Below are 16,612 nucleotides of genomic sequence, written 5' to 3' on the forward strand. Positions count from 1 at the left end.
AGGATCTGCTTACAGATTGCCGCTAGCCCTCTGTCAATTTTTTGTTACAGTGGTACCCATGCTCGATCCTGGCCCCAATCCTGCTCCCCGTCTTCCTCGCGATCGTGCCCCGCATGCGGTGGTGATCGGCTCCGGCTTCGGCGGCTTGGCCGCAGCGGTGCGCCTTGGCGCCAAGGGGTATCGAGTAACCGTTCTCGAAAAGCTCGATAAGGCCGGCGGCCGCGCCTACGTCCACAAGCAGGACGGCTTCTCGTTCGACGCCGGGCCGACCATCGTCACCGCGCCGTATCTGTTCGAAGAGCTATGGAAGCTGTGCGGCAAGCGGATGTCGGACGACATCACTTTGAAGCCGATGTCGCCGTTCTATCGCATCCGCTTCGACGACGGCACGCACTTCGATTACTCCGACGACCGCGACGCGGTGCTCGATCAGATCGCGAAGTTCTGCCCGGACGACGTTCCGGCCTACGACCGCTTCATGGCGGCCTCGCACGAGATCTTCAAAGTCGGCTTCGAGCAGCTCGGCGATCAGCCGTTCAGCCACTTCACCGACATGCTGAAGATCGCGCCGGCGATGATCAAGCTGGAGAGCTATCGCAGCGTTTACGGCCTGGTTGCCAAGCACTTCAAGGATCCGAAGCTGCGGCAGGTGTTCAGCTTCCATCCGCTGCTGATCGGCGGCAACCCGTTCATGTCGAGCTCAGTGTATTGCCTGATCACCTATCTCGAAAAGCAGTGGGGCGTGCATTCGGCGATGGGCGGCACCGGCGCGCTCGTCACCGGTCTGGTCAAGCTGATCGAAGGCCAGGGCAACGAGATTCGCTACAATCAGGATGTCCGCCAGATCGTCGTGCAGAACGGCACCGCCTGCGGCGTCAAGCTCGCCGACGGCGAAGTGATCAAGGCCGATATCGTGGTATCGAACGCCGACTCGGCTTCGACCTATCGCTATCTGCTGCCGCCGGAGACGCGCCGGCGCTGGACCGACGCCAAGATCGAGAAGTCGCGCTACTCGATGAGCCTGTTCGTCTGGTACTTCGGCACGAAGCGCCGCTACGAAGACGTCAAGCATCACACCATTCTGCTCGGGCCGCGCTACAAGGAGCTGATCAGCGACATCTTCAGCCGCAAGGTGGTCGCCGACGATTTCAGCCTGTATCTGCATCGCCCGACTGCGACCGATCCGTCGCTCGCGCCGCCCGGCTGCGATACGTTCTACGTGCTGTCGCCGGTGCCGAACCTGCTCGGCGATACCGATTGGCACACCAAGGCGGAGACCTATCGCGCCTCGATCGCCAAGATGCTCGGCGCAACCGTTCTGCCCGATCTGGAAAACCAGATCGCAACTTCCAAGATCACGACGCCGCTCGATTTCCAGGACCGCCTGTCGTCGTTCCGCGGCGCCGCGTTCGGTCTGGAGCCTGTGCTGTGGCAGAGCGCCTGGTTCAGGCCGCACAATCAGAGCGAAGACGTCAAACGGCTTTATCTCGTCGGCGCCGGAACGCATCCCGGCGCTGGCCTGCCCGGGGTTCTGTCCTCGGCGCGGGTGGTCGATGCGCTGGTCCCCGAGGCCGACAGTCTGGTGACATCATGAGTCTGCAATCCGATATGTTGGCCCAATCCGACATGCTGGCCTGCCGCGAGATGATCAAGGAAGGCTCGCACACCTTCCACGCGGCCTCCAAGGTGCTACCGCGGCGGATCAGCGATCCGGCGATCGCGCTGTACGCGTTCTGCCGCGTCGCCGACGATGCCGTCGACCTCGGCCTCGATCGCGCTGCTGCTGTCGAAGTGCTCAAGGACCGGCTCGACCGCGCCTGCCGCGGCGTGCCGCGCGCCTATCCGTCCGACCGCGCCTTCGCTGATGTGGTGGCGCGGTTTTCGATTCCGCCGGCGATTCCCGAGGCACTGATCGAGGGCCTGGAGTGGGACGCGCAGGGCCGCCGGTTCGACACGCTGTCGGACCTGTATTCGTATTGCGCCCGCGTCGCCGGCACCGTCGGCGTGATGATGACGCTGGTGATGGGCCAGCGCAAACCCGACATCGTGGCGCGTGCCTGCGATCTCGGCTGCGCGATGCAGCTCACCAACATCGCCCGTGATATCGGCGAGGATGCGCGCAACGGCCGCATCTACATGCCGCTGTCGTGGATGCGCGAGGCCGGCCTCGATCCGGAGACTTGGCTCGCCAATCCGAAGTTCACGCCGGAGATCGCCAGCATCGTCAAGCGGCTGATCGACACCGCGGACGCGCTGTACGATCGCGCTACGCTCGGCATTGCCAACCTGCCGCGCTCCTGCCGTCCCGGCATCTTCGCGGCGCGCGCGCTGTATGCCGAGATCGGCCGTGAGGTCGAACGTTCCGGCCTCGACTCGGTGTCGAGCCGCGCGGTGGTTTCGACCGGCCGCAAGCTCGCGGTCCTGGCCCGCCTGCTGGCGTTCCAGGAAACCGAATGGGCCCCGGCGAAGTATCTGCCGGCCAAGTTCGGCGACATGGAAGAGACCAAGTTTCTGGTCGACGCGGTGATCGCGCATCCGGTGCGCGAACTGCCGGCGCGCCAGAAGGTCAAGCCGCTCGAGCAGAAGGTGGCCTGGCTGGTCGACCTGTTCACCCGCCTCGAACGCCGCGATCAGATGCTGCAGCGCAGCCGGGTGTAGTTAGCTCAATCGCCGGCACCACCCCATCATGCCCGGGCTTGTCCCGGGCATTTCCATGAATGGCGATTGCGCTGATGTTTGTGGCGCATGGATTGAGACGGCGCTGCGCGCCTCTTCACCGTGAGGCTCGCTGTGTTGAAAGCCTTGCAACGCGCTGGGACCCCCTCTGCTGCGTAGCGTGACCTCATCCTAAGAGCCCGACTGGACTGCGGGCAATGAGATCAGGCACCTTCGCTTCAACCGTCATGCCCGGCCTTGTGCCGGGCATCCATGTCTTGCAGCGAAAGCCGCAAGAAAGGCGTGGATGGCCGGGACAAGCCCGGCCATGACGGCACGCGAGATGCTTCGCCGTAAGCCAGAAATGAGTCCGCTCAAACGCTACTGATTTGCAAAAACTCTCGAAGCCGCCACACTGGCGTGATACCGATGCTGACCTTGCGCAACGGATCACGGCCATGACCATCGACACCGACCTCGACCGCACTCCCGCTGCTTCCACCGACAATCCCGTCGAGGCCCGCCGCGCCCAGGCGCGCGCCTGGTTCGAGGGGCTGCGCGACCGGATCTGCGCCGAGATCGAGACGCTGGAGCGCGAAGCGCCGGCCGAGCTGTTTCCCGGCGAGCCGGCGACGTTCACTTACAAACCCTGGCAGCGGAAGACCGGCTCCGGCGGCGGCGTCGGCGGCTTTCTGTCGAACGGGCGGCTGTTCGAGAAGATCGGCATCCACACCTCGTCGGCGAACGGCAAGCTCTCGCCGGAAATGGCCAAGAACGTGCCTGGCGACGGCAGCCTCGACTATGTCTCCACCAGCATCAGCCTGATCATGCATCCGCGCAGCCCGCGGGTGCCGACCGTGCACATGAACACGCGATTCCTGTCGACCTCGCAGGGCTGGTTCGGCGGCGGTGCCGATCTCACGCCGATGCTGCCGGAGCAGCGTAGCCAGGAGGCTGAAGACGCCGTGACGTTCCACACCGCGATGAAGCGTGCCTGCGACGCCCACGATCCGGCCTACTACGAAAAGTTCAAGCCCTGGGCCGACACCTACTTCTTCCTGCCGCATCGCGGCGTGGCGCGCGGCGTCGGCGGAATCTTTTTCGATTATCTCAACAGCGGCGATTTCGATCGCGACTTTGCCTTCACCCGCGATGTCGGCTCGGCGTTGCTCGACGTTTATCCTCGCATCGTGCGCAAGCGCATGGTCGAGCCGTGGACCGACGAGGAGCGGGCGCAGCAGCTCGCCTGCCGCGGGCTCTATGTCGAATTCAACCTGCTGTACGATCGCGGCACGATGTTCGGTCTGCAGACCGGCGGCAACACCGAGACCATCATGAGCTCGATGCCGCCGCTGGTGAGCTGGAGCTGACGCCGGCGGCCGGCGTTGTCGTGGTCTTTCGTCTCTGTCTCAGTGATACAGAAACAGCGCGCAGGGCGGGGTGTCGACCAGCGCGTCCGTGGTCGAGCCGAACAGCGCTTCGCGGAAGCCGCGATTGCCGTAGGCGCCCATCACCACCGTGCCGATGTTGCGCTCGGCGACAGCGGCGCGGATCAGGTCGGCAGGATCGTCGCTCGACAAGGTCGGGATAGCTTCGGCCGCATGTCCATGAATCCGCAGAAACTCCGCTGCCGCATTGACCTTGCGTGCGGCCGCTGCCTCGTCGCGGTCGATCGCCAGCACGCAGATCTGTTTGCCGTCGCCGAGGCCCAACAGCGCGAACACCTGCAGCGCGCGCATCGCCGGTAGACTGCCGTCATAGGCGATCAGCACCGCATCCCCCGCCGGCAGTTCATCGGGACAGACGATCAACGGCCGTGGCGTGCGCACCACCAGCTTGGCGATCATCGCCGATAGCGGCTCCTGGCTGCCGCCGAATCCGGTGTCGTGGCCCGAGACCGCAAGATCGCGCGTTTCCGTCGCCAGCCGAAAGCCGTCGGCCGGATTGCCTTCGAACGACACCGCTTCGCAGGTGAGCGACCGGCTGCGGCAGTCGTCGGCAAATTCCGCCTGCAGGCGGTCACGCGTGGTGTCGGCCTGCCGCTTCAGCTCGGTCTGGAGCTGGGTCTGGTAGGCCGACATCCCAATGCCGCCGAGCATCGGCGCTTCGATCTCGCCGAGATCCACGCCGGCAAGTCCTGCTAGGTCAGTGCCTGTCTGCTGCACCAGCCGGAACGCGTAGGCGCGGGCCGCGAGCGACGACGGCGTATCGCCGAGCAGGACCAGGGTTCGCTTGAGCATCGACATGTTGGGTCTCCCATTCCGGCATGCTGAAGAGGGCAGGGGCTTCGATGCGACGATCACGGTTCGTCAAGCGCCTGCAGGCCGAGCGAGGTCGGGACGACACCATTGGCGAGATCGCCGCCCCCTTCGATGTGTCGCGATGACGCACGAGCAGTCCGCGTCCCTGGCCACCTGCCGATGCAGGCCGGCACCTGAATTTCCGCCGCCGGTCCGCGCCGTCTCGATGGAGGAAGCCAGTGCGGGAATCCCGGGGGTGAGCTATTCTGCTACCTCTTGGCCATCAGCCATCGACGGAGCCTGCCGTGGACGAGTATTACGGACTGATCGAACTGATCCTGGTCGTGCTCTGCCTGACTGTCGGCTGGCTGGTCCTCGAACGTCAAGGCAAACGTCTCGACCGCGCCCGCGCCGACCGCGACAAGGGCAGCCCGCCATGAACAGCGATAGCGCCTTCAACTACTTCGAAATCCTGATGCTCGGAATGTTCGCCGCCGGCTGGGCCGTGCTCGAATGGCAGGGACGGCGGCTGGATCGCAAGCGTGAGGCGGAGAAGGGGAAGCAGGAGGAGAGGCGATAAGGTTGCGAGTGCGACGATTTTCGTCTCTCATCGCGAGCAGGCCGAAAGGTCGCCGCCATCGAAGGATGAGGCAGCGGCAATGTCCGAGGGCGCTTTTCTCTACATCGTTCAGTGCGCTGACAGCAGCCTCTACATCGGCATGACGCGCGGTTCGCTCGACATGCGGATCGCTCAACATAACGACGGCACCTTCGAGGGTTACACCTCGACCCGGCGTCCCGTGGTACTCGTCTATTCGGAGTGGTTCGAACGCATCACCGATGCAATTGCCTGCGAACGCAAGCTGAAGAAATGGTCGCGTGCCAAGAAGGAGGCGCTGATCCGGGGTGATATGGATGCCTTGCGCACTCTCTCGAAGCGAAGAACGCCCTTCGGCGCATGAACATCGCCGACAACAGATTATGCCCTCATCCTGACGAGGTCGCGAAGCGACCGTCTCGAAGGATGCGATATGGAGCTCATCGCTTCATTGGAGTGGATTTGGCGTTTCAAGGGCAGTGAGTCCTCATCCTGAGGAGCCCGGCGAAGCCGGGCGTCTCGAAGGATGAGGAGACGTAAGGGGCTGCGGCGGATGGTTCGAGACGGCGCTCCGCGCCTCCTCACCATGAGGTCTGCCTGGGGTAAGTCTCCATAGGCGCGCTGTTGATTCCAACAGAAACAGAGCGCTCCAGGAAACGGATGTGAGTATGAGCATCCAGCTCGCAGCGCTTACTACCGCCGCCGCGGCATCCTGAACGGCAGCATGGCTTGCACCACCGGCATGCGGAAGCGGTCGAGGGAGAGGCTTTCGTGCACCAGCGTCACCTTTTCGCCGAGCAGCGTCGTTTCCACCATCGAACGCGCGTAGAACGGGGTATCTTCGAGCGTGCGGACCAGCTTGGCGCCGGCTTCGCTGCGCGCGCTGCGGTCGACCTTCCAGCCTGAGCGCGGCAGCGGCAGCAGTTGTGGCGGGGTGAATTCCTGCTTGTTGCCCTCGGCGTCAAACGTGACGGCGAGATCGACCCGGCTGCCGTCGCGGCGCTCGGCTTCGTACAGGATCACGGTCTTGTCGCGCATCGCACCGCGCGCCCATTCCCAATGCCGGAAACCGGTCTCGATCGGCTCGTCGCCGGCGTTGCTGTCGAGATAGCCTTCGCCGCGCCAGGACAGATTGGGCCGCCGCAAGTCGACTTCGACCCGCGCGCGCGGCGCGATCGGCCACCAGCGGTGATTGCCTTGCGGATTGAGGACGAAGAAATCCTTGGTGAGCGCGGCCGGCGTCACCCGGACGCGGCCTTCGATCCGGCCCGGCACCGGCGCGCCCGTCTCGCGAATGTTGATGGTGAGCGTCTTGCCGTCCCAGCCGAGGTCGCTCGGCCCGATCAGGAAGGAATTGACGTTGCGCGCCACGCGGCCGCGGCCGCGCTCGGTCATGGTCCAGCGCTTGCCGGCCTCGTGATACAGCGCGACATTGATGGCGCAGTGATCGAGCGGATCGGCCGGCCCACGGCGCCGCGCAAACGCGTAGTACGGCGAGAACACACTGCCGATGAACGCAATGATGGTCAGGCCTTCGCGGCCGTCGTCGCTGATCGCGTCGATGTACCACCAGGCGTAGCCGTTGCGCGGAACGTCGACATTGAATCCGGCGCGGCGTTCGTCGGTCTCGTTAGGCCAGGCAATCATAATCTCACGTCGTCTTGGAAGAAGCCGGGCGAAGCGCAGGCCGCGGCCCGGCGGGGTTGGAGTCGAGGTCGGCGAACAATGTCGCCGCCGCAGCGCGGCCGGAGAGGGCGGCCATCGGCACGCCGGGACCCGGGTGAGTGCTGCCGCCCGCCAGATACAGGCCGGGGATCCTTGTACGCGCTCCGGGACGTTCGAACGAGGCACTCCAGCCGTGCGAGGCGCGACCATACAGCGCGCCGCCGGTCGCGGGGAATAGCCGATTGAAGTCGGCCGGCGTGGTCACCCGGGTCTTGCCTGGATCGATGTCGACCCGCAGGCCGCAGCGCTGCAGCACGCCGAACGCGCGCTCGGCGGCGCGCGCGACCTCGCCCTGATCGAAGCTCTCGCGATCGCCGACCGGCGGCGCGTTGATCAGCACCAGCAATTCCTCTTCGCCGCTCGCGCCGAGCCGGGCCTCGTCGTCCACGCGATCCTGTGCGCAGACATACACGGTCGGTTCGCTGGGCACTTCGCCGCCGCCAAAGATTTCGGCGAACTCCCGTGGATAATCGCGCGAGAAGAACACCGAGTGCCGGCACAGCGGAAAGCCGCGGGTCTTCGCCACCATGCTCCAGGTGACCGCGGACAGCGACCGCAGCCGCGGCGCCAGCGGGTTTGCTGCAGTTCGTACCGCCTCGCCGAATAGTCCCGCCGGCAGCGCGCCGACATCGGCATTGACGATCACCGAATGCGCTTCGATGCGCTCGCCGCTGTCGAGGATCACGCCCGAGGCGCGGCCGCCCGAGACCATCACCTCGCGCACGCTTTGCTGATAACGAATCGTGGCGCCGAACCGCGTGGCACAATCGGCCAGCGCCTGCGCCAGCGCGTGCATCCCGCCTTCGATGATCCACACGCCTTCATGTTCGACATGAGCCACCAGCATCAGCGTGGCGGGCGCATCGAACGGCGACGATCCGCAATAGGTCGCATAGCGGCCGAACAGTTGCCGCATCCGCGGATCGTGGAAGTAATCGCCGAGCGCCTTCCACATCGTGGTGAAGGGGCGGATTTTGCGCAGCTCGATCAGGCCGCCGATGCCGCCGGCGGTCGCGAGCTTCGGCAGGCTCGGCGCGGTGGCACGCAGGAACGGCTTTTCCAGGATCTCGTAGATGCGCCGGCTGTCGGCGCAGAACTGCCGATAACGCTTCGCTTCCGCAGCACCGGCGAAGGCACCGATTGCATCGGCCGAGCGGGCCTCGTCGGCGAACAGATCAAGATGCTGGGTGTCATCCCAGGCGTGGCGGGCCAGGACCGACAAAGGTCGTAGTCGGACATGGTCGGAGAAATTCAGGCCGATGCCGGCGAACAGCTCCTCGAACACCCAGCGCATCGTGAACACGGTCGGGCCGCTGTCGATCCGTGCCGGACCGATCGCGACTTCGCGCATTTTACCGCCGGCGGCGGCGGCACGTTCGAGCACCGTCACGTCGAAGCCGCGTGCAGCCAGGGTCAGCGCGGACGTCAGTCCCGCGATGCCGGCACCGATCACTACGACGCGATTCCTCGCGGTCTGGTCCCGCATGCGCTTTCTCACTCCGGCTCAGCTGTCTTTGAGCCATATCATTGACAGGTGTCCATAATAACTTACAGTTTCGCATGACAAGTTAAATTGACACTTGTGCCTTCAGCGCGGGAGTGTGGCCATGGACGTGACCAATCGGATCGAGCGTGCTCTGACTGATGCGCTCAATCAGGCCGACATGGCCGGATGTCCGCCGCGGCTGGCGGCAGCAATGCGCAGCGCGGTGTTCCCGCGCGGGGCGCGCGTTCGTCCGCGGCTCTGCCACAGCGTGGCCCTTGCCTGCGGCGAAGACAATCCGGGAATTACCGAAGCTGCCGGTGCCGCGCTTGAGCTGATGCACTGCGCTTCGCTGATCCATGACGATCTTCCGTGCTTCGATGGCGCCGACCTGCGCCGCGGTCGCCCGTCGGTGCACAAGGCGTTCGGCGAACCGCTCGCGGTGCTCGCCGGTGACGCGATGATCGTGCTGGCGTTCCAGACCATCGCCCGGGTCGAAGGTCCGGCGGACCGGCTGTTGAAGCTGACCCAGATCATTGGCGGTGCGGTCGGTGTGCCGTTCGGCATCGTCGCCGGCCAGGCCTGGGAATGCGAGACCGAGATCAATCTCGCCCATTATCACCGCTCCAAGACCGGCGCGCTGTTCGTCGCCGCCACCGCGATGGGCGCGGCGTCTGCCGGTGCCGATCCGGAGCCGTGGCGGATGGTCGGCGAGAAGATCGGTGAGGCCTATCAGGTTGCCGACGACCTCCGCGACGCCGCTGCCGACGTCGAAGAGATTGGCAAGCCGGTCGGGCAGGATATCGCCCATGATCGCCCGAGCGCGGTGCGCGAGATGGGCATCGACGGCGCGATCTACCACCTGAAGTCGCTGGTGCGCGGCGCCGTCGAGGCAATGCCGGACTGCACCAATGGCAACGAGCTGCGGTCGCTGATCATGTCGGAAGCGACCCGCCTGGTGCCGGCGAAGCTGGCCGCCACTGCGGCCTGACGCGACCGCCGGCTTGGCCTTCGCGGCCGGCCGGTGGTAGCAGAACCAAATGGTCTCCTTAAGCCTGCGTGACCGGCTGCTCGGCTGGCGCGATTCGATCCTGTCGAATCCGCGCTTTCAGCGCTTTGCCGCGGTATTTCCGTTGATGCGTCCGGTCGCGCGCCGGCGCGCCGTGGCGATGTTCGATCTGCTCGCCGGCTTCGTCTATTCGCAGATCCTGCTCGCCTGCGTGCAGCTCCGGCTGTTCGAGATCGTCGCCGAGCGTCCCGCCACCGCTGAAGACCTCGCCGCGCGGCTGTCGTTGCCGGTCGAGTCGATGCGGATGCTGCTCGACGGCGCAGTCGCCCTCCAGTTGCTGCAGATGCGCAGCGGCGCGCGCTACGGCCTCGGCCAGCTCGGCGCCGAGTTGCGCGGCAATCCGGGGGTGCTGGCGCTCGTGGCGCATCATGCCATGCTTTATCGGGATCTTGCTGATCCTGTGGGGCTGTTGCGCGCGCCGCGCGGGGCGGGCGAGTTGGCGGCTTATTGGGCGTATGTGCGGGGCGAGCGGCCGGGCGAGCTGCCGGCCGATGCGATCGCCTCCTATACGGCGCTGATGGCGGCGTCGCAGCCGATGATCGCCCGCGAGGTGCTGCACGTCTATTCGTTCCGCGATCACCGCTGCCTGCTCGACGTCGGCGGCGGCGACGGCTCGTTCCTGTCGGCGGTGGCCGCGCAGGCGCCGGATCTCCGCTGCATGCTGTTCGATCTGCCGGCGGTCGCCGCGAAGGCCGCCGCCCGGTTCGAGGCGAACGGGCTGAAGGACAGGGCGACCGCGGTCGGCGGCAGCTTCACCACCGACCCGCTGCCCGAAGGCGCCGACATCATTTCGCTGGTCCGGGTGATCCACGACCATGACGACGAGGTCGTCGAAGCGCTGCTGCGCGCCATCCACAAGGCCTTGCCGGATAAAGGAAAACTGCTGATCGCCGAGCCGATCGCCGGGATTCCGGGCACCGCCGCGATCTCCGACGCCTATTTCGCCTTCTATCTTTACGCCATGGGCTCCGGGAAAGCCCGGAGCTTCCCTCGACTGCAGGCCATGTTGGAGAATGCGGGCTTCTCCCAGGTCACTTTGCACGCGGTTCCGATGCCGCTGGTTGCCTCCGTAATTACCGCATCCAAACGGTAGTTGTGTTAATCTGGCTTGACACTGTGATCCGTCAGTTTAGCATGACACTCGGCGGCAGAGCTCTGCCGTTCGAATTTGGAGTAAGCGATGGACACCATCGCGGTCGTACTCAAGCAGCCACAACAGGTCGAACTCAGTCGCTTGAGCCTTACGGCGCCGACTGACGACGACATCGTTGTCGATGTGGCTTGGAGTGGCGTCAGCACCGGTACGGAGCGGCTGTTGTGGTCGGGCCGGATGCCGCAATTCCCCGGAATGGGTTACCCGCTGGTCCCCGGCTACGAGTCGGTTGGCGAGGTCGTTGAGGCTGGTTCGGCCACCGACCTGAAGCCGGGCCAGATGGTGTTCGTGCCCGGCGCAAAGTGCTTCGGCGAAGTGCGTGGCCTGTTCGGCGCCTCGGCGTCGCGACTGGTGGTGCCCGCCAAGCGCGTGGTGCCTTTGGATTCGAAGCTCGGCGAGCGCGGCATCCTGATCGCGCTGGCTGCGACTGCCTATCATGCGATCGCCGCGCGCGGCGCGACCCCGCCCGACTGCATCGTCGGTCACGGCGTGCTCGGTCGTTTGTTGGCGCGGATTTCGATCGCGCTCGGCAATCCGCCGCCGGTGGTGTGGGAGAAGAACCCGATCCGCAGCGGCGGCGCCGAAGGTTATGCGGTGGTCGATCCCGCATCCGACGAACGTCGCGACTATCGCAGCATCTACGACGTCAGCGGCGATCCAAAATTACTCGACACTTTGATCTCGCGCATCGCGGCCACCGGCGAGATCGTGCTCGCTGGATTTTACAGCGAGCCGCTGTCGTTCTCGTTCCCGCCCGCTTTCATGCGTGAAGCACGCATTCGGGTTGCGGCGGAATGGCAGCCGCCGGACATCGGCGCCACCAAGGCGCTGATCGAAAGCGGCAAGCTCTCGCTCGATGGACTGATCACGCACCACCAGGAGGCGGCGTCGGCACCCGACGCCTATCGGATCGCTTTCGAAGACCCTGCTTGCCTCAAAATGGTTCTGAATTGGAGACCGAGCTGATGAACGTCGTTCCGCAGATCAGCCTGCAAGACGCACAACTCCGGGCCGAGGCGTCGGTTGAACCCGATGCCCCGGTGACGACTCCCGTCACCAAAGAAACCCAGATCATTGCGATCTACGGCAAAGGCGGTATCGGCAAGAGCTTCACGCTCGCCAACCTGTCTTACATGATGGCGCAGCAGGGCAAGAAAGTGCTGCTGATCGGCTGCGATCCGAAGAGCGATACCACGTCGCTGCTGTTCGGCGGTAAGGCCACTCCGACCATCATCGAGACGTCGTCGAAGAAGAAGCTGGCCGGCGAGGAAGTCACCATCAGCGACGTCTGCTTCAAGCGCGACGGCGTGTTCGCGATGGAGCTCGGCGGTCCGGAAGTCGGCCGCGGCTGCGGCGGTCGCGGCATCATCCACGGCTTCGAAACCCTTGAGAAGCTCGGCTTCCACGAGTGGGGCTTCGACTACGTGCTGCTCGACTTCCTCGGCGACGTGGTGTGCGGCGGCTTCGGTCTGCCGATCGCCCGCGACATGTGCCAGAAGGTGATCATCGTCGGCTCCAACGACCTGCAGTCGCTGTACGTCGCCAACAACGTCTGTTCGGCGGTCGAGTACTTCCGCAAGCTCGGCGGCAATGTCGGCGTCGCCGGCATGGTGATCAACAAGGATGACGGCACCGGCGAAGCCCAGGCGTTCGCCAAGGCGGCCGGGATTCCGGTGCTGTCGGCGATTCCCGCCGACGAAGGCATCCGCCGCAAGAGCGCCAACTACGAGATCGTCGCGCTGCCGGACGGGCAGTGGGGCCCGCTGTTCGCGACGCTCGCCGAGAACGTCGCCACCGCACCGCCGGTTCGGCCGAAGCCGCTCACCCAGGATGGTCTGCTCGGCTTGTTCTCCAGCGACGTCACCGGCCGCGATGTCGTGCTCGAGCCCGCCACGATGGAAGATATGTGCGGCGCCTCGGTGCTGAACAAGCCGTCGCTCGAAGTGATCTACGACGAGGTCTGAGATCGGGTGATCGGGAGTTCGTCATGAGTGGGATGTCTCGTTATTCCGGCCGTATCGCCGGATCGATCGGCGACGATGCGGCGGACTTTTCCGTCGACACCGACGCGCCCGCGATCAATGAAGCCGCGACCAAAACCGACGGTCTCGGCTGCCATGCCGGCGCTGCCGAGATGAAGGCGGCGGCGCAAGCCGCCGGCAAGAGCGACGTGCTCGAACGCTACGCCGAGGACTATCCGAAGGGACCGCACGATCAGCCGCAGAGCATGTGCCCGGCGTTCGGCTCGCTCCGCGTCGGCCTGCGGATGCGCCGCACCGCGACCGTGCTGTCCGGCTCGGCCTGCTGCGTGTACGGCCTGACCTTCGTGTCGCATTTCTACGGCGCCCGCCGCACCGTCGGCTACGTGCCGTTCAGTTCGGAAACGCTGGTCACCGGCAAGCTGTTCGAAGACATCCGCGAGGCGGTGTACAAGCTGGCCGATCCGGCGCAGTACGACACCATCATCATCACCAATCTCTGCGTCCCGACCGCGTCGGGCGTGCCGCTCGATCTGCTGCCGAAGGAGATCAATGGCGTCCGCATCATCGGCATCGACGTGCCGGGATTCGGCGTACCGACTCACGCCGAGGCCAAGGACGTGCTGTCCGGCGCGATGCTAGAATACGCCCGCAAGGAGGCCGAGCAGGGCCCGGTGCAGGCGCCGCGCGGCGGCCGCAGCGAGCGTCCGACCGTGACGCTGCTGGGTGAAATGTTCCCGGCCGATCCGGTTGGTATCAACCTGATGCTCGACCCGCTCGGCCTTGCCGTGGGTCCGGTGGTGCCGACCCGCGAGTGGCGCGAGCTCTATGCCGCGCTCGACTGCCAGGTCGTTGCGGCGATTCACCCGTTCTACAAATCGTGCATCCGCCAGTTCGATCTCGCCGGCCGCAAGGTCGTCGGCTCGGCGCCGGTCGGTCACGACGGCACCGAAGCGTGGCTGGAAGCGATCGGCACGGCGTGCAACGTCGAGCGCTCCAAGATCGACGCCGCCAAGAATCGTTTCCTGCCGGCTATCAAGGCCGCGCTCGCCGCCAAGCCGATCAATGCGCGTATCACCGTGTCGGGCTACGAAGGCTCGGAGCTGTTGGTCGCGCGCCTGCTGATCGAGAGCGGCGCGAACGTGCCTTATGTCGGCACCGCGGTGCCGCGCACGCAGTGGTCGGATCCGGATCGCGAATGGCTCGAGGCCAAGGGCGTGCGGGTGCAGTACCGCGCTTCGCTTGAGCAGGACTTCGCAGCGGTCGATGAATTTAAGCCGGATCTCGCCATCGGCACCACCCCGGTGGTGCAGAAGGCCAAGACGATGTCGATCCCGGCCTTGTACTTCACCAACCTGATCTCGGCGCGGCCGCTGTTCGGTCCCGCCGGTGCCGGCTCGCTGGCGCAAGTGATCAACGCCGCGCTCGGCAACAAGGCGCGATTCGACGAGATGAAGGAGTTCTTCGGCGACGTCGGGCAGGGCTATGCCGCCGGCGTCTGGGAAGACACTCCGAAGGACGTTCCTGCCTATCGCGAGAAGTACAAGAAGCAGATCGAAGCCGCAGCCAAGAAGCGCAAGGCGGAGGAGATGATCTGATGCTCGTCCTCGATCACGATCGCGCCGGCGGCTATTGGGGCGCCGTGTACGCCTTCACCGCGGTGAAGGGCCTGCAGGTGATCATCGACGGTCCGGTCGGTTGCGAAAACCTGCCGGTGACCTCGGTGCTGCACTACACCGATGCGCTGCCGCCGCACGAATTGCCGATCGTCGTCACCGGCCTCGGCGAAGAAGAACTCGGCAAGCTCGGCACCGAAGGCGCGATGCACCGTGCCCACAAGGCGCTTGATCCTTATCTGCCGGCCGTCGTCGTCACCGGTTCGATCGCCGAAATGATCGGCGGCGGCGTCACGCCCGAAGGCACCGGCATCAAGCGCTTCCTGCCGCGCACCATCGATGAGGATCAGTGGCAGAGCGCCGACCGCGCGATCTCGTGGCTGTGGAAAGAATACGGCCCGAAGAAGATTCCGGAGCGCAAACGCAAGGACGGCGAGAAGCCGCGGGTCAACATCATCGGACCGATCTACGGCACCTTCAACATGCCGTCCGATCTCGCCGAAATCCGCCGGCTGATCGAAGGCATCGGCGCCGAAGTCAACATGGTGTTCCCGCTGGGCACGCACCTGTCTGATATTCCCAAGCTGGTGAATGCCGACGTCAACGTCTGCATGTATCGCGAGTTCGGCCGGCTGCTGTGCGAATCACTGGAGCGGCCGTACCTGCAGGCGCCGATCGGTCTGCATTCGACCACGCGCTTCCTGCGCAAGCTCGGTGAACTCACCGGCCTCGATCCGGAGCCGTTTGTCGAGCGCGAGAAGAACACCACCATCAAGCCGCTGTGGGATCTGTGGCGGTCGGTGACGCAGGACTTCTTCGGCACCGCCAGCTTCGCGATCGTCGCGACCGATACCTATGCCCGCGGCGTGCGGCATTTCCTCGAAGACGAGATGGGGCTGCCGTGCACCTTCGCGATCTCGCGCTGTGTCGGCAAAAAGACTGACAACGAAGCGGTGCGTGCGGCGATTCGTCAGACCCCGCCGCTGATCATGTTCGGCAGCTACAACGAAAGAATGTACTTGGCCGAGACCGGTGGTCGCGCCGTGTACATTCCGGCGTCATTCCCGGGTGCTGTGATCCGCCGTCACACCGGCACGCCGTTCATGGGGTATTCCGGCGCCACTTACCTGGTGCAGGAAGTCTGTAACGCGCTGTTCGACGCACTTTTCAACATTCTTCCGCTCGGCAGCGATCTCGATCGCGTCGATCCGACGCCTGCGCGCCGGCACGAAGAACTGCTGTGGAGCGACGAAGCCAAGGCGCTGCTCGACGAAGTGCTCGAGCAGCATCCGGTGCTGGTGCGAATCTCTGCGGCAAAACGTCTGCGCGATGCCGCTGAAAACAGCGCGCGCCGTGCCGGACAGGAAAAAGTCACTACCGAATTCGTCAGTAAAGCGCGTGCTGCGCTGCTCGACGGACAATCGGTGTAACGATGATTTGAGCTAGAACAATGCGCTTCACAATGTCGCGACCAAATATGAGCAATCCAAGAGTGAGGAGATGACGATGTCCGACTATGTCCACACCGGCCGTCGCTCGAGGGTTCTACCGGATAGTGCCGCGTTCGAATGTCGGGTGATGTTCGGTGCGTGCTACGCGCTGTTTCTGACTCGCGCCATCGTGGTGCGTGCCATGCCGTGGCGCAAGAAATCCGGCTCCCAGGAATCGGTATTTAGCGAGGCTCACAACGCCGCAAGCGTGCTGGTGACCTCCTCGTTCATGGGAATGTAATTCGGGGATTTCGTCCGGCCTCCGCCGGACGGAAGGCTGCCGTTTTGGAGACGAAACGGTAAATCGCTGTCGTTTCGGAAACGATACGGCAATCGTTGCCGCCCTCGCTCGGGCGGCGTGTCGGCCGAAAGGCCATCACTAGGAGGTGACCAAATGAGTGACGGTTCCATCTCGGGACTTTCCGAAGCGGAAGCCAAGGAATTCCACTCGATCTTCGTGACCAGCTTCTTCCTCTTCATCGTCGTTGCGGTTGTCGCTCACATCCTCGCCTGGATGTGGCGTCCGTGGCTGCCCAAAGCGACCGGCTACGCGATGGACAGCGTTCATCAACTGACCTCGTTCCTGTGCTAAGGGGAGACGACT

General features: G+C 64.8%; 17 protein-coding genes. 14 read left to right on the top strand and 3 right to left on the bottom strand.

Translation table 11 applies throughout. The annotated features are described in order from the left end of the window. The first annotated feature begins 58 nt into the window (after positions 1–58). The 3 genes from DY467_RS18130 (at position 59) to hemF (ending at position 4,025) form a co-directional block, all read left to right on the top strand. The gene (locus tag DY467_RS18130) at positions 59–1,594 is read left to right on the top strand and encodes a phytoene desaturase (RefSeq protein ID WP_107343528.1); all 1,536 of its coding nucleotides are present in this window, start codon (positions 59–61) and stop codon (positions 1,592–1,594) included. Continuing rightward, positions 1,591–2,658, top strand: coding sequence for a phytoene/squalene synthase family protein (locus DY467_RS18135; protein WP_107343529.1), 1,068 nt, complete (start codon positions 1,591–1,593; stop codon positions 2,656–2,658). Before DY467_RS18130 ends, DY467_RS18135 begins: the two co-directional genes overlap by 4 nt. A 455-nt stretch (positions 2,659–3,113) precedes the next feature. Further along, positions 3,114–4,025: an oxygen-dependent coproporphyrinogen oxidase gene (hemF, locus tag DY467_RS18140; RefSeq protein WP_164638019.1), complete on the top strand. Its 912-nt coding sequence runs from the start codon at positions 3,114–3,116 to the stop codon at positions 4,023–4,025. A 39-nt stretch (positions 4,026–4,064) separates the two neighbouring features. On the opposite strand, the gene DY467_RS18145 is transcribed toward hemF, so the two are convergent. After that, on the bottom strand, positions 4,065–4,901 hold the full coding sequence (locus DY467_RS18145; RefSeq protein WP_164638021.1) for a universal stress protein: 837 nt from the start codon (positions 4,899–4,901) through the stop codon (positions 4,065–4,067). A gap of 299 nt (positions 4,902–5,200) precedes the next feature. Between DY467_RS18145 and DY467_RS26725 the strand changes: the two genes are divergently transcribed. The 3 genes from DY467_RS26725 (at position 5,201) to DY467_RS18150 (ending at position 5,857) form a co-directional block, all read left to right on the top strand. Beyond that, positions 5,201–5,335 carry a hypothetical protein gene (locus tag DY467_RS26725; RefSeq protein WP_283811805.1) on the top strand — a complete coding sequence of 45 codons (135 nt, stop codon included), beginning with the start codon at positions 5,201–5,203 and terminating at the stop codon, positions 5,333–5,335. Further along, entirely contained in the window at positions 5,332–5,475 is a 144-nt protein-coding gene (locus tag DY467_RS26240; protein WP_205502519.1) for a hypothetical protein, read from the top strand. The genes DY467_RS26725 and DY467_RS26240 overlap by 4 nt, the downstream gene beginning before the upstream one ends. 79 nt (positions 5,476–5,554) lie before the next feature. Continuing rightward, complete coding sequence (locus tag DY467_RS18150) at positions 5,555–5,857, top strand: GIY-YIG nuclease family protein (RefSeq protein ID WP_164638023.1); 303 nt, start codon at positions 5,555–5,557, stop codon at positions 5,855–5,857. A gap of 329 nt (positions 5,858–6,186) precedes the next feature. On the opposite strand, the gene DY467_RS18155 is transcribed toward DY467_RS18150, so the two are convergent. Further along, positions 6,187–7,140: a carotenoid 1,2-hydratase family protein gene (locus tag DY467_RS18155; RefSeq protein ID WP_107343534.1), complete on the bottom strand. Its 954-nt coding sequence runs from the start codon at positions 7,138–7,140 to the stop codon at positions 6,187–6,189. 4 nt (positions 7,141–7,144) lie between these two features. Continuing rightward, positions 7,145–8,704 (bottom strand): 1-hydroxycarotenoid 3,4-desaturase CrtD, encoded by a 1,560-nt coding sequence (gene crtD, locus DY467_RS18160; protein WP_164638025.1) that lies wholly within the window; start codon positions 8,702–8,704, stop codon positions 7,145–7,147. A gap of 121 nt (positions 8,705–8,825) precedes the next feature. Between crtD and DY467_RS18165 the strand changes: the two genes are divergently transcribed. The 8 genes from DY467_RS18165 (at position 8,826) to pufB (ending at position 16,600) form a co-directional block, all read left to right on the top strand. Then, the gene (locus DY467_RS18165) at positions 8,826–9,692 is read left to right on the top strand and encodes a polyprenyl synthetase family protein (protein WP_107354742.1); all 867 of its coding nucleotides are present in this window, start codon (positions 8,826–8,828) and stop codon (positions 9,690–9,692) included. Positions 9,693–9,741: 49 nt separating this feature from the next. Beyond that, a complete protein-coding gene (locus tag DY467_RS18170; RefSeq protein WP_164638027.1) occupies positions 9,742–10,863 on the top strand; it encodes a methyltransferase in 1,122 nt (373 codons plus the stop codon). An 87-nt stretch (positions 10,864–10,950) separates the two neighbouring features. Next, positions 10,951–11,889, top strand: coding sequence for a chlorophyll synthesis pathway protein BchC (bchC, locus tag DY467_RS18175; RefSeq protein ID WP_011157082.1), 939 nt, complete (start codon positions 10,951–10,953; stop codon positions 11,887–11,889). Then, the gene (locus DY467_RS18180) at positions 11,889–12,887 is read left to right on the top strand and encodes a chlorophyllide a reductase iron protein subunit X (RefSeq protein ID WP_107346495.1); all 999 of its coding nucleotides are present in this window, start codon (positions 11,889–11,891) and stop codon (positions 12,885–12,887) included. Before bchC ends, DY467_RS18180 begins: the two co-directional genes overlap by 1 nt. 23 nt (positions 12,888–12,910) lie before the next feature. After that, the gene (bchY, locus tag DY467_RS18185) at positions 12,911–14,500 is read left to right on the top strand and encodes a chlorophyllide a reductase subunit Y (protein ID WP_164638028.1); all 1,590 of its coding nucleotides are present in this window, start codon (positions 12,911–12,913) and stop codon (positions 14,498–14,500) included. Further along, positions 14,500–15,948, top strand: coding sequence for a chlorophyllide a reductase subunit Z (gene bchZ, locus DY467_RS18190; RefSeq protein ID WP_164638030.1), 1,449 nt, complete (start codon positions 14,500–14,502; stop codon positions 15,946–15,948). The genes bchY and bchZ overlap by 1 nt, the downstream gene beginning before the upstream one ends. Positions 15,949–16,024: 76 nt before the next feature. Continuing rightward, complete coding sequence (locus DY467_RS18195; RefSeq protein WP_107346496.1) at positions 16,025–16,249, top strand: hypothetical protein; 225 nt, start codon at positions 16,025–16,027, stop codon at positions 16,247–16,249. A 153-nt stretch (positions 16,250–16,402) separates the two neighbouring features. After that, complete coding sequence (pufB, locus tag DY467_RS18200; protein ID WP_011157086.1) at positions 16,403–16,600, top strand: light-harvesting antenna LH1, beta subunit; 198 nt, start codon at positions 16,403–16,405, stop codon at positions 16,598–16,600. The last annotated feature ends 12 nt before the right edge of the window (positions 16,601–16,612 follow it).

The sequence above is a fragment of the Rhodopseudomonas sp. BR0G17 genome (genome assembly GCF_010907025.1).
GTDB classification, from domain to species: Bacteria; Pseudomonadota; Alphaproteobacteria; order Rhizobiales; family Xanthobacteraceae; genus Rhodopseudomonas; species Rhodopseudomonas palustris_H.